The organism is Aliirhizobium sp. YIM B11859, from assembly GCF_057163345.1.
The window spans coordinates 1-18,855 of record NZ_JBXHAY010000005.1; the positions used below are offsets into that span (position 1 = coordinate 1).

An 18,855-nucleotide genomic window follows, 5' to 3' on the forward strand; every position below is an offset into this window, starting at 1 on the left:
ATTGCCTCCGGCCAAATCAACAGTCGGGGCGATGGAATCATAATTCGGAAGCCAACGGAATCCTCAACGCGATTCCGTGTTCAATGGACGTGCTCTATTATTCCTGCAATGATGCAAGCGTTGCAAAAATCCTGAATGCACTGAAGGACGTGTTTGACAAGTCGCCCACAGTCGACATTGCAGCTTAAGTTTGCAAACCGAAAGGGCTTACGGTTTTAAGCCGACTGGAGCGGAATTATCGGCTCCCGCAAAAAGGCCCACCGGTCACGCATTGATCCTTGGTATGCCATGACGCCGCTCTTTTTATCGGAGCGGCTGAAATTCGTGGTTTCGATCGACTTTTGCAGAGGTTATCGTCTCTCAACCACCCTCCTTTTAAATCGATAGGCTGGGTCCGATGATACCAGGTCGGGTGCGTGTCGGCGCTTGCCTATCAGGCCATCAAAAACGCCGCAGGTTCCACCGGCGCGCCCTGAAGCTCGGCACGATCGAGCCATTTCGCTGCGGTTTCATCGGTTTCCGGACGACGCATACGGTTTGCGATCAAGCGGACAAAACAGCCCCTCGCGGCCTTCGGTGACCAGGCAATATCGCCCTCTGCAGGGCCACTATTTGCGAACTCAAAATAAAACAAGTATCTGTGCAGAAATAAACTAAGGTGTTATTATACTACTTCAGACAATGGAGTAACGATGAAACGTCTAACTCTTTTCGTCAAAGGCAATGTCGACGTGCGTGATTCGTTGCATTCTTGCCGTGTCGGTGGAGAGTTGCTGTGGAATGGCGTCAATGAAGTATTGCGCATGCAATATCCTGGCGTTTCTGCCCGGGTAAAGCATGAAACATGGACACGTTCGGATGCATTATTGGCTGCAGATGGACACATCCCAGCCTCGATTGCTGGAGTTGATCTGGATCCGGGCGCCTATACACTACAGAGCCAATTCAGCGATGCGGTGTTTACAACAGTGGCCGATGCGGTGGTTTTGTCCATCCAGCCAGACGTCACCAATACGATGATGCGGCACAAGAGGGATGGCACCCTTCTTTATCCAAACGACATTCAAGGGCTTTCGGCCGAACAACGGGCCTTTCTCACCACAGAGTTTGATAGCCTGCCGCAATTGTCGGTCGAAACGGCAATGGCCAATCTTCTGGCGGTCATCGAGCGGCTGATCGCGGCCCGCGATATGCCGATCTTGATCTACAACATGTCGCCGGTCATTCCAGGCGACATGATCCATTGTTATATGGGCGTGGGAGAGACATTTGCCACGCGGATCAAACGCTTCAACCTTGCACTTGTCGATCTGTCTCAACAGACAGGCATATCGATCATCGATGTGGAGGCGCTTTTGGCCCGGCGTGGGATCGATGCCGTCAAGCTCGATGTCACACATCTGACGGCTCAAGGTTATGCGCTCATCGCAGACGAGGTCGTGCGTGTGCTTGCCGATTACGGCCTGTTTGAGGACCTGGCCGCATGAAGGCAAGTGTTGTCATTCGCACCCTTAATGAGGCTGACCGATTGCGTCTGACATTGGCCTCGCTGTCGCGGCAAAGCGAGGCGCCCGAAGTGATCGTGGTGAATGACGGTTCAAACGACCACACGGATACCGTTATTGCCGAGGCAAAGCCCGAGATCGACATCGTCACCGTCCACAATTTAATCCCGATTGGCCGATCGGCGGCATCAAATGCCGGGGCCGTGGCCGCCACGGGTGACATTTTAATTTTCCTCGACGGCGACACACTTGCGTCACCGACGCTGGTTGCGGAGCATCTTTGGCTGCACCGGCAACAAACAAAACGCGTGGTGCGTGGCTCGACCTACCACCTTCGGTCTACGCGGTCGTTTATCGATCCAGAACGGGGCACACCGCAGATCGATCAGGTCGAGCGTGTGGCGCGCATGTCGAATGCGGAACTGCGACGCAATGTGGTGACACGCCAGCAGATCCTCCATGCATTTAACGAGATCGAGGCGCGCGGCGAACCGGGTATTTATCCGGGTTTTGGCCCACGCAAGCTGTTTGAACTGGAAATGGCGGCGCTGACACACGCCCCTGATTGTCCTGTTTTATGGGCGGCAGCATCCGGCTCCAACCAGTCCCTTAACCGTCGGTCTTTCCTTGAGATCGGTGGTTTTAATCCTGAGATCGATAGTAGTGAACATCGTGAACTGGCACTCAGATTGTGCAAGCAGGGGTTTTCGATGACGGGAAGTCCGGCGCGCAGCTATCACATGACGCATCGCAGCGGCTGGCGTGATCCATTGGCCGATCATGGCTGGGAGGCCTATTTTTTTGAAGCCCATCCTTGTCCCGAGGTTGCTTTGTTGCGGGTGCTGTGGGCGAGTTTGTCGAGCACACCAGATGTGCCGGAAAAGGCCCGTTTGACGTCACTTCCGGACTTGGCACAGGCTGCCAAGCGCTGTCACGCCATCAAAGGTCGCGAGGCGATGCTTGCGGCACATTTTCGTTGGGCGGAGACGGGTTCGGTATGACCAGTTCTATTGGCTTGGCAGCCTTTGTGGCACCGTCTGAACGGGCGATTATAGAGGCCGCGTCTGCACATCTGGTTCGAGCGCTTGGGGCAACAGGCGGTCCATGGACCACCATGTGCCAATTTGCCGAAACCTTTGCCGATCTGAGCACAGCACCCAGCGGATCGCTGGTTGTGACATCACTATTGCCCGAGGTTGATCAAGACGAAGAGTGGGATAAAACCAGATCCCGATTGCACGATCAGTATGCCGGTTTAAGCGAAAACAGCGGTCCCGTGTTTATTGCGACCGTGCTGCGCCATGTCGCAAACGATGACCGCAAACTTGCGCATGCACGGCGCGTGCGCATACGCAAGCTGAATTCTCTGGCGACCGAGCTGTCGCGTGAGTTTGGGGTTTTCATCATTGATCTCGACCGGGTGCTGGCGGATATCGGTGCTGCACGAATGGGCACCGACTATCAGCTGAAGGGCGAAACAGCGATCGACGTGGCGGCAAAAACCATGGCTATCGAGATCGTCGCAAATGGCCTCGATGGATTGGCAAATATCGATGTGCAAGACGCAGCGATTGTTTATCTGAAGCAATATCAGACAGACCCCCCCCTCCCCTTAGAGATCAAATCTTTGGAGATCAGGCCGCACAATCTGATGGCTTTGGGCCCCGGCCGCCGTAAGCAGCTGGTCGAAACCATTATCGACACCGACCAAAATCGCCATGTCGGCTGGCTGATCCAACAAGCCTTAAAGGGTAAGATTAGCCCGGCCGTCGCCTTCGACAAATTAACCCAGGCGGTGCGGCGACGGGGTCCTGGCGATAGTTTTGCAATGGTGGCAAGAGCTTTGCTGCGGATAGGAAAGCGCGCGTGATCGACAGGCTGCAGGCACTTAAGGTCATGCTGTTGATCCGAGCGTTCGAAACGGCGCTCAGCCAGCAGCGCGATCACGGCTTTCAACTGTTATCGACCGGCGAAGAGGCGGTGGCTGTTGGACTGAGCGCTGCCTTAACCGCCAAGGACCAGTTGTTGACCGGCGGGCGTTCGATCGGCCCGGCCTTGGCGCGCGGCGTTGATCCGAGCCGGCTGATGGCCGAATTGCTGGGCAAAACGGCAGGCATGAACCGTGGTCGTGCTGGACGTGGCCATATGGCGGATCCGGCGGTGGGTTTTTTCGGCGCCCATGCGGTTGTCGGCGGCAATATAAGCATTGCTGCCGGCGTCGCATTGGCCATGCAGATGGACAGAACCGGTGGGATCGTGGCGGTTTTGTTCGGCGATGGCGCGTGTGGTCAAGGCGCCTTGCATGAAACCTTAAATATCGCCGCCTGCTGGAAACTTCCAATTCTTTTTTTATGTAATAACAATAGCTTATCTGTCTCGACCGAGCGCTCATCGGCCTTGGCCAGCGCCAAATTATCCGATCTTGGCGCAGCCTTTGGGCTTTGGGCACAAACGGTGGACGGCATGGATGTCGAGACAACCTCTGCTGCAGCATGCCACGCTGCAGACCATGTCAGATCAGGTGGTGGCCCGGCCTTTTTGGAATGCCTGTCGATCCGTTTTCTGTCGCATTCGACAACCGCGCGCGAGACACGATCCAAGGATGTTTTGGCCACACTTCGCGCCCAATGCCCGATCGAAAAACTGGTCCGGGCGCTGGCACTTGATGGGGCAACGGTGGAAGAAATGCGGTCGGACGCGGGCTTGCGCGTCAAAGACGCTCTCGCGTTTGCCAATGCCTCGTCTTATCCGGACCCGTCCGAGGTCTTTGACAATGTCGGCTGATGGGGCGCCTGCAATGGTCAAATTATACTTTCGCGAAGCGATCAGTCGCGCCTTTCGCGAAGAAATGCGTGCCAATCCGCGTCTATTGATCCTTGGTCAGGATGTCGGCGCGTTCGGCGGCTCTTACCGGGAATTTGACGGGCTTTATCATGAATTCGGCCCAGAGCGGGTGCGCGATACGCCGGTGTCGGAAAACGCATCGATCGGTATTGCCGTTGGGGCAGCAGCGGCCGGGTACCGGCCACTGGTCAGCATCACCTACATGGATTTTCTGATGCTTGGTTTTGATCCGCTGATCAATTACGGCGCCAAACTTCGTTACAAAACCGGCGGGCTGTTAAACGCACCGCTTGTGGTTAAAACGACCGCCGGTGCTTTGGGCCAAGGGGTTGCCCATTCGCAATGTATCGAGGCGTGGTTGATGAGCGTGCCGGGGATCAAAGTGATTGCTCCATCGACACCTGGAGATGCCTATGGGTTGATGAAAACGGCCCTTCGCAGTGATGGGCCGGTTGTTTATGTCGATCATAAGCGGCTCTTTCCTATTCCGGGCGACGTGTGTGTCGCCGAAACGGCGATCCCGTTCGGAGAGGCGATTGTCCGACGCACGGGTCACGATGTGACGATCGTGTCGCACAGTTTTATGGTGCGCAATGCGATCGAAGCAGCCGTTTTGCTTGAGGCGGCCGGCATCGATGCCGAGGTCATCGATCTTCGCAGCCTTTCTCCGCTTGATATCGAGACCGTGGCCCGGTCTGTTGCAAAAACCGGGGCATTGGTGACGGTCGAAGAAGGCCAAACGACAGCCGGCGTGGGGATCGAGGTGTTTGGGCGCATTTGCGAACATTCCGGCGCCGTTGCGTTTATGCGCATCGGCGCATTGCCCGCACCCGTCTCATCCAATCCGGTTTTGGAAAAAACCGTGGTGCCGGACGCGGCGCGGATCTTCGACACCGTGATCCGCTTTTTAAAACGATGACCATATTTGGGGAGAGGCTTTTATGATCTACCAACTGTCAGTTCCAGCTGCCGTACCGGGCGTCGAGGAAATCCGCGTGCTCGAATGGCACGGAACGCCGGGCACGGCGTTTGCCGCCGGCGATCTGGTCGTTGAACTAGAGACCCATAAGGCGGTTGTCGAGGTGCGCGCCGGCCAGGCGGGTATCCTGCGCGAAATCATGGCACAGGCGGGCGATTGGCGTGGCATCGGCGTCAATCTTGCCGTTTTCAGTGATCAGCCGGGTGAGGCAACCGATGGCGAGGCTGGCGATCTTGCGGTTGCGTTCGAGATCACCTGATCGGCGCGACCATCATTGAGGATCGAGAGAATTTCAAGGCGCAGGGCGTGCTGCAACTGACCGCTTTGGTGGATGCCGTCGGGCAGATGTTCAGCCGCCCCCATATCGGTTGCCAAAGCATCGACATCGACAATTGCCAGATCATGGCTGTCTTCGAGGTCATGGAGCATGAGGTTGAGCTCTTTGGCGGCAATGCTTGAAAGTGTCTCGCTCATCGGTGCATCAAAGGCGACATAGTTGGAAATGTTTTCATGGCCGGATGTCGACATGCGATTGATGACGAGCGCACGGGCCCCGGTTCTTTTGGCGATGGTTTCCAGCAAGTGCTGCATGTCGCGGTGGATGTCGTCGACGGTGCGTTTGATGGGTTCAAAGGCGCTTGCCAGCCAAGCATGAAAGGTCGGGCCAGCCGCCTGTTGATGGTGGCGCATCATGTGCAGATGGTAGCCAAGCGTCTTATGGCGCAAAATCGACTGTGGTTCGCTGCTGAGTGACAAAAGCACGGCATCTGCCGGTCTTGTTCGCAACAGGCCTGACGGGGTAAAAAGCGTATAGGGATCCTCGATCGGCGAGCGGGTCATCACCGATAACAACGCCCCCGCCACCATCCAGTCGTCGCCATTTGGGGTCATGCGGGATTTGCAAAAATATCCCTGAAGATCGGCGGCGATCGCGTCATCCAGCGCCGGTGTTCGATGAAGCTGATCGAGCAGAACCGGGGCGCAAGGCGCCATCGGATGATCGGGGACAAAAACCAGCTGATTTGCTGTGTTGGATGCTTCAAACATTTCCAAAAAGGCGCATTTCTCACCCAGCACAACGCCGGTTGCGTCGCAGATTCCAAGACTTAACAGGGTCGGCGGGGCGGTGTTGTCGTCGCTCCACCATGCCCGGCTACGGCCAAGCCATCCCGGCAATAGTCCGGAATGGACATCGGCCAATCCGGTGAAACGTCGCCCGGCAAGCATGAGAAGCCGTAATTGGCCAGCCTCAACGCTTGCGTCTTCTGTTTCGATCTGGGCAACGATTGCCCGCTCGTCCCAGGCATCGACACTGCGAATACTCAGATACCCGCCTCTTTCGCTGCCCGTCCAGGGCCGCACGATCCCGCCCACACGTGGGGCAAGGGCAACCTGAAGTTCGCCCTCCTCGCCAAAGGGTGACGGGCGTTTTAACCGCAGGCCGGCAGGCTCTAAGCTGACGTTACAATAGGCAAATGGCTGGTTGGCGCGGCAATATTGTCCTGGCTGCAACAACCAGCGCAGACCCGAGCGAAGGATATCAAAACCCTCGGCATGCAAAGGCCCAAGGTGCAGTGGGACCGCAGTCATTGTTTATGCCCCGACCACATCGCGTCGTGATGAAGGATGCCGGCGGTGATAAACCGGACATCCCGGGCAATCTGGTTATCGAGATCCTCATCGGGCGTGGTGCTAAACAGCGCCATTGTGTCACCAAGGCTGCAATAATCGCCTCGTTTGATGGTAAACGTGCGCAGGATCGCCGTTTCTCGCAAAACGACCCGGAAGAACGAGATGGGCGGGCATTCCTGGGCAAATGCGCTCGATAGGTCGATGCCCAGATCAAACAGTTTGGCGCCGGCTTTAAGGTCGCTATCGGGTTCGGCGTAAACACATTCAATACGGGCACCCAACATGTGGGGATTGATTGCCGGCAAACGGAAAGCGTAAATCATAGTCGGCTCCAACATCTAGATGATTTTCAGCAGTGACCTCAATTCGGCCCGCGGGCTTGCGACATAACCAACGTTCAAAGGGCGGGTGCTGATGGCGCGCAGCGTTGGCATCAGCAAACGGTGACAAAGTCGGTGTAAAGCGGTCGCGCGTTAACATCGAGCATACCAATGGCCACGCCACCGTCTTTTGCTGCCCATTGCAGGACGCACCATTGCGGCGGCTGTTCAACGCCTGTTGCACCGGTAAAATCAAACGGCATACATTGATTGGTCAGGCGTGGTTCGAGCTCGCCAAAAAAGCGATCGCGCCAGATACTATCTTGTCCGCCGCAAGATAAATCCCAGCAGTAAAAATCGAAGGACGCCCAGCCTTTGCCATCAATCCAGGCCTCGGCCCAGTAGTGATTGGTGGCAAAGGGTTGATAGAGGTAATGGCCGCCCATCAGCCTTGCGGGGATGCCAAAAGCACGACAAAGGCTGCAAAACAGGGCGCTGACAAGTTGGCAATCCCCCCAGCCGCGATCAAGCAGCCAATCCCCGGGCGCATCCCAATTAATCTGATCGTAATGGGTCGCGCATTGGCATATTTCATCCAGGCAATAATTCCAAAACGCACGCAGCGTTTGCAAGGTCGGGCTACCAGGACCGGCAAGCCGCAAAGCCAGTTCTTTGATCCGTCGGGACACAACGATCATGCCATCGCGCGGCCTGAGGTAGACCGGGTCGGGTGCTGATGTGTCAAAAGACGCGTGAGGACCGGCATAAAAAGACAGATTGGCGCCGATGGTCACCGAGGTTTCGTCGGTACTTGTTAAGCGGGCTTCGAGGCGCCCGCGGGTAACGGTCAGTTGCGCCTCGACATCGGCAAAGGGTGTAACGGTTAAAAAGGTGAGATGGTCGGATTGCAAAGGCAAGGGCATACGCAACCGCAGACGTTGTTGTGGCTTAACAAAAAATGTCCTTTTGAACGTGACGGTGAATGTCCGCGATCCGTGCGCCTGCAAATCGTCGACGAGCTGCCGTGCCGTTGGAACCATATGATCGGGCCAAAAATCATCGCGTCCTTCAAGACCAGCCTGTTTTGCGAAACTCAAAACTTCGATCGGATCGAAAAAGCGCATATGGCCGGCTGAGCGAAATGGTAACCCCTGCTCTATCCATTGGCTGACGGCGTTTTCGGCTTTGTTGCGCCCGACGGACTGATCCTCGCAGGCAAAACCTGCCAGATGCGCCATGTCGGTGATCCGCGTTTGAGGAAAATTCCGATATCGATCATCTGCCTGCAATCCCAATGACTTTTGCATCGTTAGCTCAGTCTAAAAAATGGAACTTGCTTCCGCGAATGGCCCATGGGGCCGACGAGGGGTCCATGGGGCCAGTCGTCACTTTTGCATCACGCCCATAATCGCTCCCAAATCAGAGAGTTCATATTTTTGTACTTCAATATTCAACCTCAAGTAATCATTAATACATTTTTTATTATGAAACTGTCAATATTATTACTAAAGCGCCAAGTCACACGGTACAAAATCAATCTTTGATTGCATTTTAAACAATGATATTCTATTTAATCGCCACTTTATCTACTCTTGATTGATTTTTCCGTCTCAGGGCTGATCGTGCAAGGGTCATGGCGGACCGCAACACTCACGCTGACGTCACCGGCCATAGCGGAAAAACTCATCCCATCGAAGACGGTCGATCTTTACCGGTTTGCTCCGTGATATTTTACAATCGATCAGCCGTTTGACGCTGCTGTGACGCACTCAGCCGTAAAGGTTCAGGGTGTGACCCTTTCCTGTCGGGTTACGCTGGTCGTTGAGCGATAACCCCATCGCTCAACGGCCGAAATCCTTGTGATATGCGGCGGCAGAGATAAAATGAGTTCAAGATATTTTATATTCGGCAGCGCCATTGTGTTGTCGCTTTGGCTGGCGGGTGCGACGTCGTTGTTGATCATCTTCGTCTACTGACTGGTGCTGTTGGCACCATTTCCCGGCGCGCGTTTCTTTCCCCTTTTTAAGTCCTGCCCGACCTATCTGCTTGATCCAACGGATGGCTGCGTTGAAAGCTTACTCTCCCTGTGGAGTTGAAACGACAGTCTCTTTTTGCCCAAAGGCTTTGTTTTCTTGCTGTCACACCTATGTCAGACTGGCCGTTAAAGGGTTTCGGGTATGGCAGTGCGGCAAGGGTGACCGATTTTTTTAAAGCTCATGGCATCAGATAAAAACACCGAACCAACAGCATTATGGCTTACGGGAATACCAAGGTTTGAAGGCAGCGCGGCATTTATGCCGGCGAAGGCCTACCCGCTCTTGGCTGCGCTTTTGCTGTCGCCGGACAATAGGATGTCGCGCTCTACAGCTGCTTCGCTGCTTTGGGAGGACGTCGAGCAAAAGCGGGCCCTTGGCAACCTTCGGCAACTGCTCTTGCGGCTCCATCATATTGCGCCGGATGACGGGTTTATTCTGACGCGCGATAGCTTCCTGATTGCCGGTCCCAAGACAGTCCGATCTGATCTTGCAGCATTCCTTCAATCCGTCTTGACCGATGATCCCAGCTTGCGCTTGGAGGCGCTGCTGTCGGTTCGCGGCGAGCTTTTGGAAGGGCTAGAGGCAGGACGAGAGCAATTTTACCTTTGGCTTTTATCTGAGCGGAGCCGGCTGAAAAGCCTGTTTTTTTCAGCGCTTGGCCCGGTCCTCACTGAGCTCACACGGTTCGGGCGGGGAAACACAAAGACCATTTTCGCCATTGCGGAAAAAGCGTTGGTTCTAGATGAGGATCGCGAGCAAACCTATCGAGACATTATGGCGGCTTATGCGCGGATCGGCGATCCGACGTCTTATCGGCAGATTTTTGATAGGCTGCAGACAATGCTTGCGGCAGAGGGACGTCCACCCGAGGCAGCAACACTTGCCTTGCACCGACGCGTTACATCCAATGGCGGATCCGAACCCGATTATAGCGCACAGGCGAATGACCATCGCACGGTGGACGCACCCCGCATTGCCTTCATGCGGCCGGTCGGGATCGACAAACGATCAGCCAGTCCACTCATCCAATCCTTGATCGAGGACGTTGCTTACGGGCTGACGCGATATAGAACGTTTAAGGTTTTATCACCGCATAGCAGCTACGCCGCAGACCAGCATCAACACGCGTATTTCGCGGACAAACTTCGTCCTGACTATGTCGTCAACACGACGGTTTTTGCGGACCGTTACGCATCGGTCGGTCTGGTCAAGTGTTCGTCCTCCGAAATCATCTGGTCACTTGATCTTTCGCTTGACGATGAACGGCTTCAGTCAGCCTTCAGGATCTTGTCGCGCCAGATATCGACGGCGCTGGCGGAGACTTTGGAGCGGCATCAACTGGATCTGACCGACGGGTCGCCATCGGCTTATCTACACCTGCTCAACGGCCAAAATTATCTAAAAGGTCAATGCGACCTGCCGATTTTGCGCAGGGCAAGAGCGGAGTTTCGCAAAGCAGCCGAGCTTGAGCCGAAAATGGCGGTCGCGCACGCACGGATCGGACAAACGCTGCAACTCGAATGGCTGATGCTTGGCGGCGATGATCCACAGTTGTTGCACCGCGCCCATCGGGAGGCCGAAACCGCAATGGATATTGATCCGGCCTCCGGCATCGGCCATTGGGTCAGCGCAATGGTGTCCTTATATCGACGTGATTTCGATATCTCGGCCGAGCGGTTTCTGGAGGCAGAGGCTTTGACCCCGCATTCTGCCGATTTGCTGTTACAACATGCCGATGCTCTGGCCCATTTTGGCCAGCCGGACCAGGCCTGGGACCGGTTCCAAATGGCGATAGATCTTAATCCGTTTGCGCCGGACATCTACTGGTGGGCAGGCGCCAGCATTGCCTTAAAGCAAAGCCATTATCAAACGGCGATCGACCTCTGTGGCCATATGAAACACGACGAACCGGCCTTGCGGGTGTTGATCGTGTCTTACGCCCTGCTTGGCAATATCGCTGTGGCGTCGAGCTATGCTCAACGGTTAAAAGAAACTCACCCGAACATGACTGCCCGCCAGCTTAGTCTTTTATCGCCGGACCGAGATCCGCAGGTCACCGATACGCTTTTCCACGCCTACCGGCTGGCTGGCATAAAATGATGCCATCGCGTCGATCGTCTTTTCGCGGGGCGCCTGTGATTGATGATGGCGGCACGACAAATTCCCCCTTCGCAATCGAAAGCCCAAAATAAAACACAAGCTCATCTTTCTTTTCAACTTGCACTTTACGGGAGATAGAACCGCGATCAGCGGAAAACCTGTATATAACTAAAATACAATATTGCTAAACAAATGTATTTCCGACAGAAGTCGTGCTCCGTTTATTTACATCCAAAAACTGATGAACTTACCTGACCAACAGACCGGGGAATTCAACATGGATTATCAAGTAAATGACAGTGCATCATCTGTGATCGACCAAGGTCATGATTGCCGTAAAGCCGCGGAATCGGCGCTCTCGAGCATGGTTACAATGCTTCAATCCTATGGGTTTGATGAAAGAGAGATCATGTTGTCGCTCGCCGATGTCATTGATGAGCACATCATTTTGATCGCAAAACACTAGGGCCTTGTGGGCATTAGCTGCCCCGGCGGCGGGCGCGTCAAACCGCTGTTTCTTCAAGGATGATTGCGGTTTTGTAAGAACCCAAATTCGAAGATATCTGGAAACGCCGTCAAACGATCCCGGATCAGCGGATCGGACACGATGGGGGCCAAAACCAGGTGAGCGACCACTCGAGGTGGTCTCCATCTGGTCAAGCCACCCTCCCGGGCTCCGCCACGCGCATAAATTTGACGACACCCGGTTCGATCACGGACGCGTTACCCATGCATATCTGCGATGTTGCGCATGTACAAAGGGAATTTCGCCCACTAAAAATCGGATATTTTATTAAAACACGACTTAAGGATTAACTTAGCAAACAATCTATAGTTGACATAAACTTAATTTAAGCAGTTCAATACGGCACTAAACATTATTCTCCGGGGGCGGGAAGAAATGAAAAACGAGTTTATCCCGTCTGGGATAACCATTGCATCGTCGTCCGATGGCGCTTCGATGCGGGCCGCAACAATTGAAACTGCGGTCGAAACACGAACGGGCTCGATTACGTCGCCGTTCGGGACGCTCCACACGGCGGATACGACCTCGAGCGTTGTTCACCTTCTCGACGGTGACTATGTATTCGGCTTCAAAGCTGATGGTTTTGCCAGTGGCTGGTCATCCGCCTATAGCCGGCTTTTTGCCTATCGTGTCACCGGCGAATATCTTGGCGTGATCGTGATGGATTATATCGACAATATGGATGCTGGAAGCGTCGTCAGGGATAAGAAGACGGCCTTCACCATCACCGGTGCAAAAGACAAGATCTTCGTCTGGGATTCAGGTGCGACAGCACAGGGCGGCACCGTGTCTTATGTTTCCAGCCTTGCCCGGGTGACAGAAGTGCCAAGCACCGGCCGGGAGGCAAACAGCAATATGCTCTTAAGGATCGGATTTGGCGCCTATTTGAAACAGCGTCGTGACGGACACCTCCTCCCGACGGCTTCCTAAAACAAATACTGAGCCGAACGGGTTTCGTTTTTTTAACAGCCTGCGCCCGCACACCAATTCAAAACACAAATCACCTTCCACACTGAGTGTTGTCCCGCCCTGCCCCAGGCTTTTGGTCGCGAGGCATTTTATTTCCAACCGGTCTTGCGGGTCAGACGATCCGCAGGCACAGCCCGGTTTTGCCACCGCTGCATCAACGAGGGGCGGCGTTCATCTCACCCATTCTCCCAAGGATGCTGCTCGCGAAAATCCGCACTTTCTTTGTCTTTTATGCAGAGAGAACTGTTGGGCGCTTTATAGTAACCTTCTTGAGATTTTATTTTAATCTATTATCACGCGAGAGTGATACACTATGGACTTTTGCTCAACCTCGTGCGATTTAACGGTTGAGTAACTACACTCCTCCTTAAGGGTTGTCTAATGAACATAAAGTATACTGCGTTTGCCGCGGCGTTGATGATGACGACACCGGCACTGGCTGCGGTTCCAGCCTACGAGACCGAAGCGACTGATGTTGGCGCAAAGGGGCGCCTTTCCACCATTACTCTCGTGTTCAGCTCGGCATATGACGACTGGCTTTCTGGCTGGTCTTCTGTGCTTGGATCTGGCTACACGGTGTCTGGCGCGCAGACGGGCGCATTGGCGGATTTCAGCAAAAACTTCACGTCTTTCCTGAGCTATCCGGGCATTTCGGATGCGTTTGTTTACAAGACAAGCACAGCGGTCAAGGGAAACACGACAACCTACACGTCTACTGCGACCTATAATGCCGCATCTGTGACGGCGGTCCCTGGTCCAGAAGCAGGCGCTGGCCTTGGTGCACTTGCCATGCTTGGTGTCGCCTATTGGGCAAAACGTCGTCGTGACGGACAATCCCTGACCGTCTAAGTTTTGACACCCTGCGATCGACGAAAAGGCCCGCTTGCCGCAAGCGGGCCTTTTGGTTTGTTCTGATATTACCGATTATCAAGCAGAGGCGTCTGCCTTGGCTACGGCGATCAGTTTTACAGATTGCGACAGGCTGACGATTGCGGCCCGTATGTCCGGCTCAACACCGCGTGTTGCGCCATATAAGGCAAATTTCAAAAGGCTGAGCAGGTCAGCCAGCTTTGACAGAAGGCAAGCGGAGCGATCCGCCAAATTCGCAGTTTGCGATTTCTCAAGACAATCGATGACACGCTTATAAGCAGTTTGGATCTCCGCCGACCCCAAAGCGCCCTCAAAATAGTGATTACGTATCGCGATCTTCCGGCTTTCAGCAATATAGCTTAAAATATCGTCTCGTGGCTTTGGATCAACTTGTGAAATATCCATATCTGACTTCCGATTATACACGACTGCCTTCTATCGTTAATATATTCGAAAAGAACAGCCATATTTTCTATTGCCACAGAAATTAACAAAACTATAATAACCCGCAGCTTCAATTCGTAAATAATGAACATTATGAGGATTGACATGCGTTATATTCAATACATCGCAGCTGCCGTGATAACTTTTTCCACTCCCGCTTTTGCGGCGAATGCGACAGTTATCAAGGAAATATCGGCCTCCGTTGCTGTCGGAGAATCAAACTCAAACTCTTCTCTCCTTAAGCTTATTGATGGATTTTACACGCTAAACCTCCACGTCATTAGCTCGGCAGTTGGGGCGACGAGCGCGCACAGCACTTTGTGGGAAATCGTCAATCCGAGTAGCTATAACGGCACGATCGCGGACCTTCACAAATTCCCATCAGCCGGGATCGTGGACTTTAGCGACAGTTTTACATTTGAAGTCGTTGGCGGCGCCAACAAATCGTATGTGTGGCTTTACGGGCTTGATTCCAACGGCGGAACTGCCGATTACACGACCAGCATCACTGCGGTCCCAGGTCCTGAAGCCGGAGCCGGAATTGGCGCTTTGGCAATGCTTGGCCTGGCTTACTGGGCCAAACGTCGACGTGATGAAAAAGCTCCGACTGCGTGAGGTTTTCCTCTTCGCATGAGGAGAAGGGGCTCTCCTTACCCCTGGGGGCCCCTTCATTTCTGAGATAGCAGCCACTTTTATCGGAGGCGAAAATCGATCGCACGTTCGGCTGACCATCAAACGCCGACAATGACAAAACACGCCTGGATACTTCAGCGGCCAAACTCTGACACATGGAGCGTCAGTTGAATTCCGCTTTCTGCGACAATGCGCAACGTGCGGATCATATCGGCGGCCTCCAGCAAAGCTTTGCGCAATTGAGCTTGTGAGCAGAGCTCAATGCCAGCTGCGACCTCGATCAGATCAATGACGGCATCCTTTGATGTGCCACTTCCTGGAATTCCGACATGTTCGCGCATGTCACGGATTAAAACGACCGCCCTTTGCACAAGTGCTGCAACGTCGACGGCGTCGAGACGATCGAGCAAGTTTGCCGTTCGAAGAAGCTCCGGCACGATCAGGTCGACATCAATATCGGTCAGCAAAACAGGGACCTTTAGGTGTCTTGACGGTCAAAGTCAGGCATCCAGCCTCTGGTGAAACCCCGACTGATGCAGCCTTGGGCAAGGACGAGCTGTGTTTGCAAATACGCACAATCTTTTAGAAGCGTTTCAATCGTGGCGCGTGCATCACCACCATGCCAAACCAACGCTTCATCTATGGCGTTTCGTTGCACATTTTGCCGATTATCTGCTCGCATCGTGTCGGAGACCTTATCCTCTGCGTTCAAAAGCATTGCCTTAAAAGACATGGCAATTCATTCGGACACCCAAGGCAAAAGGCACTTTCATCGTATCCGTCACCGCCGCAGCGATCGCAACAGGCTAAGGAGCCAAACGAGTCGGTGCAAGGGGGACCCGTCCATTCAAGCCGATCGTTTGAGCCTGCGATCCCACCGGCAGCGCCGATGTGGCATCCGCTGATCGGCATGGGTGATGCTCAATGCAAGCCGCCAATCCGTCTGCTCACCGGGTACTGCCGACCGGTCGAAAACGGAGAATATTTCGCCATCCTTGTGCTATCCTTTTTCAGCCGCAACGCCCTGCCCGGCATTTCACAACCAACATCGATTGCCGCCCGGTGGCGACAAAACATCGTGTTTAAACGATAGACCTCGCCTTAACCGACCATGATGGTGAGCGAGGATAACGTCTAGGCATGCGGCAAGTCCGACACGCATATCGGGCCATGCGGGGAAATAAAGAGGCGTTATCCGTACCGCCTCAACCGTCCGCGGGCTCGATCGCGGTTGGTTTTTTCAACAAGCTCGATTGCCGTTTCTAAGGCTCGCATAAAAAGAAGCTGGCTTTTGGCCGGTATTTTGAAGTCTTTAAATGCCGATAAAGCGATCTGTCGGGCGCATCCGTACACGTCTAAACGCGTCTCCACCGAATTTTCGGGGAGAGCCAAAATAGCTTGTTCAATAATAGTAATAAAATTTGCCATTGCTTCTATTCGGCTGTTGATACTCAAATAGGAGCATAATGATATTAACACCCCGATACTCTAAACGCTGACAACAAAGTACCTCTTAGAAATACACAGATATGATACATGATCAGTACTGACTTTTCCGTCCGGTAACGTACAAATCGCATTCGCCGCCGAATTTTCCGTCATGTTGGCAACCCAGTGGAGATTCGCATGTCGGCAGAAAAGAGACGCGCATTGTTTGAACGCTTGCGCGACAAAGCCCAAAAGGCTGGACTGAAATTTGAGGACGATCAGGATTTTTTGGCCAATGTCGATCGCTGGATAAACGGGGAAATAGACATCCCCAAACTTCGAGGTGACTATCTGCGGCTTCTCTACACACGCGAAGATGGCGCATGGCTTAAAGCGCAATCGATGCCGATCAAACGAAAATCGTGACAAAGCCATAAACGTAAATGCCGACGATTACGGCCGACAAGCAAAATGCGATACCGTGGATGGTGAGATTGAACTTCATGAGAACTGTCCTTTTTCCGGGTACATTCTCATACCGTTAATTAGACATTAATGCACAAGTTCTTGCTGATATCGTTAAGCCGCGGCCGTCCATTCGAAATAGCCAGTGAAACCGCCCTCTCGCAATTGGCGACAGGGGCATTGATGTCTTCATGTATCAGCCGGCCCAGGCGCGCGATTGTCGCCTCAGGCAATCTTTGCCACTGGTCGCGACGCGACCGCAAATGCCCGGCCGATCGCACGAGCCAGATGAACGGGACGCTACAAAAAATGAAATCTGGTGGGCGCAGACGGCGCATAACCCGCCGATGGGGAAAAGCTCAAAACATCCCGCGCATGGGATTTGCTCATCAACGCATAAAGCGATCAACGCCTGCGGCCGTCTGAAGGTGATCCAGGGGCTGCAACGCCCGTCCGATCCCGGTGCGAGCCTCTCGCAAACCGCCCTTATCGATCGGCACTCAGGCCATAACCGTTACCGTTTATGGGGGAATTTACAGGCGCCGGTCGCGTTGTTTTTCTTTGAGAACCATCACTAAAACAGCACCAAAATAACCGACCTGCATGAGGGCAAGCGAGGCGAATGCGAATGTGATGCTCCACCAGAACCCATTGCCCGAATATAGGGAAATACTGCCGATCAGGATCGACATGCTCAGCATGCGAAGCAGAGTACACGGCACACGAAGATACTGACAGTAATGTTCCATGACAGGCCCACAGGGTTAAGGCTTGATGAACATATCAGCGGGAAGGCACTACAACAATACCCCATACTGGTGAGCCGGACTTGCTTAAATGCCGTTTTATCGGAAGTTCAAACGCCCCGCCCCTCTTGGTACGACTTGGCGGTATCTAGGCCGACGATCATCAAATGCGCGCGTCAGGACTTGAGGACGAAATCCTCGTATCAACTGAGTGAGAAGACGGATCTTCGGCAGGCACTCTCTTTTTGACCAGCATCACCAATAACAGGTCGGGGTGTTGGTCTTGGTGGTTGTTTCAGCCCATCGCAATCTCAAAACCCAACATAAAGCGATTAGATGATCGACCAGAAACTTCGGCGATTTCCAGCGCATCGATAGATTTTACTCGCCTTTTTGCAATAATTTTCCAACATAAACAGCACGCAATATAATATTTACGCAGAATCGACAATATATCACATATTTTATTCTGTTTATATTTGGAACGATATCAGTCCGCCATCGTTAATTTCGCGTCGGAGCGGGATCACGGCTGCATCATCCACGAAGGTTAGCTGGGTTGGTCGATTTTCGACCGGCCGGCTTTGAGCCTTCGCCGAAAAAAATGGCGGGGCTTTTGCCGCGGATGGGCGTGATCCTCGAGTACGGATTGGAACGCTTCGGCCTGTCCAAACTCTTTTTGGTTTTACCGCCGACGGTCAAGGCATCTGCGCAACCGATAGGGCCGTTTCACCGACAAGGGGCGCGCCGAACTGTCCGCCTATCGTTTTAACCTGACATCAGCCACCCAAAGACGATTGAGATATCGGAGACCGGAAATATGTACAAAACACCACATATATTCATCTCGCTTTTGGCCTATTGCCTTCTCATACACCCCGTGAATGCCGCGGAATATTTTTGGTCGAGCAAAGAGGCCTGTTCTGCCAGACTGTCTCAGGTGCAGCGTATCCGCGAGGGCCTTAAAGCGGGACTGATTGAATTGCGTCTCGGCAAGATCGGAAATGTTGCGGTTGAGACCGACCCGCAATGGACGGGTCCTGATGATGTCGAGAGGACGACATTTAAAGGCCTTGATCAGTTCAGTCGCGATATCGAGCTTATTTGTCAGCTGCGTTATCCGGACTTAAGGTTTTCTCCCATTCGCAACACGGCGCGGCGCGGCGACTTTCCAAGCGCTCAATAGGCAAAGATCAGATAGGCAGGCCTTTATGATAAGCTTCGTGTACGGGCCGCTGTAGCGAATCGAACCATGTTTTTATTCATGAGGCTGATTTTATTCTGGCGGGCAGACACACGTCACTTCGGTGCAGCATGTTTTTTGTGCGTTGTTTTCTCATTATTATTTGCAAAATCCT

The 18,855-nt window shown here is 53.5% G+C and carries 23 protein-coding genes; 16 read left to right on the forward strand and 7 right to left on the reverse strand.

Features of this window, described 5'->3' with window-relative positions; all coding sequences use genetic code 11:
- The 7 genes from AC2GXZ_RS19510 to AC2GXZ_RS19540 all read left to right on the forward strand — a co-directional run.
- A partial coding sequence (locus tag AC2GXZ_RS19510; protein ID WP_483760874.1) for a hypothetical protein occupies positions 1-188 on the forward strand: 188 nt, incomplete at its 5' end.
- Between the two features lie 504 nt (positions 189-692).
- The gene (locus AC2GXZ_RS19515; RefSeq protein WP_483760875.1) at positions 693-1,487 is read left to right on the forward strand and encodes an SGNH/GDSL hydrolase family protein; all 795 of its coding nucleotides are present in this window, start codon (positions 693-695) and stop codon (positions 1,485-1,487) included.
- The gene (locus tag AC2GXZ_RS19520; RefSeq protein WP_483760876.1) at positions 1,484-2,506 is read left to right on the forward strand and encodes a glycosyltransferase; all 1,023 of its coding nucleotides are present in this window, start codon (positions 1,484-1,486) and stop codon (positions 2,504-2,506) included. Before AC2GXZ_RS19515 ends, AC2GXZ_RS19520 begins: the two co-directional genes overlap by 4 nt.
- Positions 2,503-3,375, forward strand: coding sequence for a hypothetical protein (locus AC2GXZ_RS19525; protein ID WP_483760877.1), 873 nt, complete (start codon positions 2,503-2,505; stop codon positions 3,373-3,375). Before AC2GXZ_RS19520 ends, AC2GXZ_RS19525 begins: the two co-directional genes overlap by 4 nt.
- Before the next feature lie 26 nt (positions 3,376-3,401).
- Entirely contained in the window at positions 3,402-4,289 is an 888-nt protein-coding gene (locus AC2GXZ_RS19530) for a thiamine pyrophosphate-dependent dehydrogenase E1 component subunit alpha (RefSeq protein ID WP_483761231.1), read from the forward strand.
- A complete protein-coding gene (locus AC2GXZ_RS19535) occupies positions 4,279-5,268 on the forward strand; it encodes an alpha-ketoacid dehydrogenase subunit beta (RefSeq protein ID WP_483760878.1) in 990 nt (329 codons plus the stop codon). Before AC2GXZ_RS19530 ends, AC2GXZ_RS19535 begins: the two co-directional genes overlap by 11 nt.
- 22 nt (positions 5,269-5,290) lie before the next feature.
- Entirely contained in the window at positions 5,291-5,587 is a 297-nt protein-coding gene (locus tag AC2GXZ_RS19540) for a lipoyl domain-containing protein (RefSeq protein WP_483760879.1), read from the forward strand.
- On the opposite strand, the gene AC2GXZ_RS19545 is transcribed toward AC2GXZ_RS19540, so the two are convergent.
- From AC2GXZ_RS19545 to AC2GXZ_RS19555, 3 genes are all read right to left on the reverse strand, one after another.
- Positions 5,524-6,918 (reverse strand): hypothetical protein, encoded by a 1,395-nt coding sequence (locus tag AC2GXZ_RS19545; RefSeq protein ID WP_483760880.1) that lies wholly within the window; start codon positions 6,916-6,918, stop codon positions 5,524-5,526. The genes AC2GXZ_RS19540 and AC2GXZ_RS19545 overlap by 64 nt on opposite strands.
- Positions 6,915-7,283, reverse strand: coding sequence for a hypothetical protein (locus AC2GXZ_RS19550; protein ID WP_483760881.1), 369 nt, complete (start codon positions 7,281-7,283; stop codon positions 6,915-6,917). The genes AC2GXZ_RS19545 and AC2GXZ_RS19550 overlap by 4 nt, the downstream gene beginning before the upstream one ends.
- 110 nt (positions 7,284-7,393) lie before the next feature.
- Entirely contained in the window at positions 7,394-8,518 is a 1,125-nt protein-coding gene (locus AC2GXZ_RS19555) for a transglutaminase-like domain-containing protein (protein ID WP_483760882.1), read from the reverse strand.
- A gap of 1,113 nt (positions 8,519-9,631) precedes the next feature.
- On the opposite strand from AC2GXZ_RS19555, the gene AC2GXZ_RS19560 reads away from it, so the two are divergent.
- The 4 genes from AC2GXZ_RS19560 (at position 9,632) to AC2GXZ_RS19575 (ending at position 13,760) form a co-directional block, all read left to right on the forward strand.
- Complete coding sequence (locus AC2GXZ_RS19560; RefSeq protein ID WP_483760883.1) at positions 9,632-11,416, forward strand: BTAD domain-containing putative transcriptional regulator; 1,785 nt, start codon at positions 9,632-9,634, stop codon at positions 11,414-11,416.
- Between the two features lie 277 nt (positions 11,417-11,693).
- The gene (locus tag AC2GXZ_RS19565; RefSeq protein WP_483760884.1) at positions 11,694-11,882 is read left to right on the forward strand and encodes a hypothetical protein; all 189 of its coding nucleotides are present in this window, start codon (positions 11,694-11,696) and stop codon (positions 11,880-11,882) included.
- A 435-nt stretch (positions 11,883-12,317) separates the two neighbouring features.
- The gene (locus AC2GXZ_RS19570) at positions 12,318-12,872 is read left to right on the forward strand and encodes a hypothetical protein (RefSeq protein WP_483760885.1); all 555 of its coding nucleotides are present in this window, start codon (positions 12,318-12,320) and stop codon (positions 12,870-12,872) included.
- A gap of 420 nt (positions 12,873-13,292) precedes the next feature.
- Positions 13,293-13,760, forward strand: coding sequence for a hypothetical protein (locus AC2GXZ_RS19575; protein ID WP_483760886.1), 468 nt, complete (start codon positions 13,293-13,295; stop codon positions 13,758-13,760).
- Positions 13,761-13,838: 78 nt separating this feature from the next.
- Here the strand turns inward: AC2GXZ_RS19575 and AC2GXZ_RS19580 are convergent, their stop codons facing one another.
- Positions 13,839-14,186, reverse strand: coding sequence for a hypothetical protein (locus AC2GXZ_RS19580; RefSeq protein ID WP_483760887.1), 348 nt, complete (start codon positions 14,184-14,186; stop codon positions 13,839-13,841).
- Between the two features lie 144 nt (positions 14,187-14,330).
- On the opposite strand from AC2GXZ_RS19580, the gene AC2GXZ_RS19585 reads away from it, so the two are divergent.
- Positions 14,331-14,840 carry a hypothetical protein gene (locus AC2GXZ_RS19585; protein ID WP_483760888.1) on the forward strand — a complete coding sequence of 170 codons (510 nt, stop codon included), beginning with the start codon at positions 14,331-14,333 and terminating at the stop codon, positions 14,838-14,840.
- Between the two features lie 152 nt (positions 14,841-14,992).
- Here the strand turns inward: AC2GXZ_RS19585 and AC2GXZ_RS19590 are convergent, their stop codons facing one another.
- Both AC2GXZ_RS19590 and AC2GXZ_RS19595 read right to left on the reverse strand, forming a co-directional pair.
- A complete protein-coding gene (locus AC2GXZ_RS19590; protein ID WP_483760889.1) occupies positions 14,993-15,325 on the reverse strand; it encodes a hypothetical protein in 333 nt (110 codons plus the stop codon).
- Positions 15,326-15,336: 11 nt separating this feature from the next.
- Positions 15,337-15,591: a hypothetical protein gene (locus AC2GXZ_RS19595; RefSeq protein ID WP_483760890.1), complete on the reverse strand. Its 255-nt coding sequence runs from the start codon at positions 15,589-15,591 to the stop codon at positions 15,337-15,339.
- A gap of 156 nt (positions 15,592-15,747) precedes the next feature.
- Between AC2GXZ_RS19595 and AC2GXZ_RS19600 the strand changes: the two genes are divergently transcribed.
- The gene (locus AC2GXZ_RS19600; RefSeq protein WP_483760891.1) at positions 15,748-15,951 is read left to right on the forward strand and encodes a hypothetical protein; all 204 of its coding nucleotides are present in this window, start codon (positions 15,748-15,750) and stop codon (positions 15,949-15,951) included.
- Between the two features lie 98 nt (positions 15,952-16,049).
- Here the strand turns inward: AC2GXZ_RS19600 and AC2GXZ_RS19605 are convergent, their stop codons facing one another.
- Positions 16,050-16,286 carry a hypothetical protein gene (locus tag AC2GXZ_RS19605; protein ID WP_483760892.1) on the reverse strand — a complete coding sequence of 79 codons (237 nt, stop codon included), beginning with the start codon at positions 16,284-16,286 and terminating at the stop codon, positions 16,050-16,052.
- 198 nt (positions 16,287-16,484) lie between these two features.
- On the opposite strand from AC2GXZ_RS19605, the gene AC2GXZ_RS19610 reads away from it, so the two are divergent.
- The 3 genes from AC2GXZ_RS19610 to AC2GXZ_RS19620 all read left to right on the forward strand — a co-directional run bounded on the left by AC2GXZ_RS19610 (position 16,485) and on the right by AC2GXZ_RS19620 (position 18,683).
- On the forward strand, positions 16,485-16,712 hold the full coding sequence (locus AC2GXZ_RS19610; protein ID WP_483760893.1) for a hypothetical protein: 228 nt from the start codon (positions 16,485-16,487) through the stop codon (positions 16,710-16,712).
- Positions 16,713-16,942: 230 nt separating this feature from the next.
- Positions 16,943-17,329 (forward strand): hypothetical protein, encoded by a 387-nt coding sequence (locus AC2GXZ_RS19615; protein WP_483760894.1) that lies wholly within the window; start codon positions 16,943-16,945, stop codon positions 17,327-17,329.
- A 988-nt stretch (positions 17,330-18,317) separates the two neighbouring features.
- Positions 18,318-18,683, forward strand: a complete 366-nt coding sequence (locus AC2GXZ_RS19620; protein ID WP_483760895.1) for a hypothetical protein — start codon at positions 18,318-18,320, stop codon at positions 18,681-18,683.
- The last annotated feature ends 172 nt before the right edge of the window (positions 18,684-18,855 follow it).

Coding starts and splice junctions, on each gene's coding strand:
- AC2GXZ_RS19515 (WP_483760875.1), top strand. CDS start 693: ATGAAACGTCTAACTCTTTTCGTCAAAGGCAATGTCGACGTGCGTGAT.
- AC2GXZ_RS19520 (WP_483760876.1), top strand. CDS start 1,484: ATGAAGGCAAGTGTTGTCATTCGCACCCTTAATGAGGCTGACCGATTG.
- AC2GXZ_RS19525 (WP_483760877.1), top strand. CDS start 2,503: ATGACCAGTTCTATTGGCTTGGCAGCCTTTGTGGCACCGTCTGAACGG.
- AC2GXZ_RS19530 (WP_483761231.1), top strand. CDS start 3,402: ATGCTGTTGATCCGAGCGTTCGAAACGGCGCTCAGCCAGCAGCGCGAT.
- AC2GXZ_RS19535 (WP_483760878.1), top strand. CDS start 4,279: ATGTCGGCTGATGGGGCGCCTGCAATGGTCAAATTATACTTTCGCGAA.
- AC2GXZ_RS19540 (WP_483760879.1), top strand. CDS start 5,291: ATGATCTACCAACTGTCAGTTCCAGCTGCCGTACCGGGCGTCGAGGAA.
- AC2GXZ_RS19545 (WP_483760880.1), bottom strand. CDS start 6,918: ATGACTGCGGTCCCACTGCACCTTGGGCCTTTGCATGCCGAGGGTTTT.
- AC2GXZ_RS19550 (WP_483760881.1), bottom strand. CDS start 7,283: ATGATTTACGCTTTCCGTTTGCCGGCAATCAATCCCCACATGTTGGGT.
- AC2GXZ_RS19555 (WP_483760882.1), bottom strand. CDS start 8,518: ATGGCGCATCTGGCAGGTTTTGCCTGCGAGGATCAGTCCGTCGGGCGC.
- AC2GXZ_RS19560 (WP_483760883.1), top strand. CDS start 9,632: ATGTCGCGCTCTACAGCTGCTTCGCTGCTTTGGGAGGACGTCGAGCAA.
- AC2GXZ_RS19565 (WP_483760884.1), top strand. CDS start 11,694: ATGGATTATCAAGTAAATGACAGTGCATCATCTGTGATCGACCAAGGT.
- AC2GXZ_RS19570 (WP_483760885.1), top strand. CDS start 12,318: ATGAAAAACGAGTTTATCCCGTCTGGGATAACCATTGCATCGTCGTCC.
- AC2GXZ_RS19575 (WP_483760886.1), top strand. CDS start 13,293: ATGAACATAAAGTATACTGCGTTTGCCGCGGCGTTGATGATGACGACA.
- AC2GXZ_RS19580 (WP_483760887.1), bottom strand. CDS start 14,186: ATGGATATTTCACAAGTTGATCCAAAGCCACGAGACGATATTTTAAGC.
- AC2GXZ_RS19585 (WP_483760888.1), top strand. CDS start 14,331: ATGCGTTATATTCAATACATCGCAGCTGCCGTGATAACTTTTTCCACT.
- AC2GXZ_RS19595 (WP_483760890.1), bottom strand. CDS start 15,591: ATGTCTTTTAAGGCAATGCTTTTGAACGCAGAGGATAAGGTCTCCGAC.
- AC2GXZ_RS19600 (WP_483760891.1), top strand. CDS start 15,748: ATGTGGCATCCGCTGATCGGCATGGGTGATGCTCAATGCAAGCCGCCA.
- AC2GXZ_RS19605 (WP_483760892.1), bottom strand. CDS start 16,286: ATGGCAAATTTTATTACTATTATTGAACAAGCTATTTTGGCTCTCCCC.
- AC2GXZ_RS19610 (WP_483760893.1), top strand. CDS start 16,485: ATGTCGGCAGAAAAGAGACGCGCATTGTTTGAACGCTTGCGCGACAAA.
- AC2GXZ_RS19615 (WP_483760894.1), top strand. CDS start 16,943: ATGTATCAGCCGGCCCAGGCGCGCGATTGTCGCCTCAGGCAATCTTTG.
- AC2GXZ_RS19620 (WP_483760895.1), top strand. CDS start 18,318: ATGTACAAAACACCACATATATTCATCTCGCTTTTGGCCTATTGCCTT.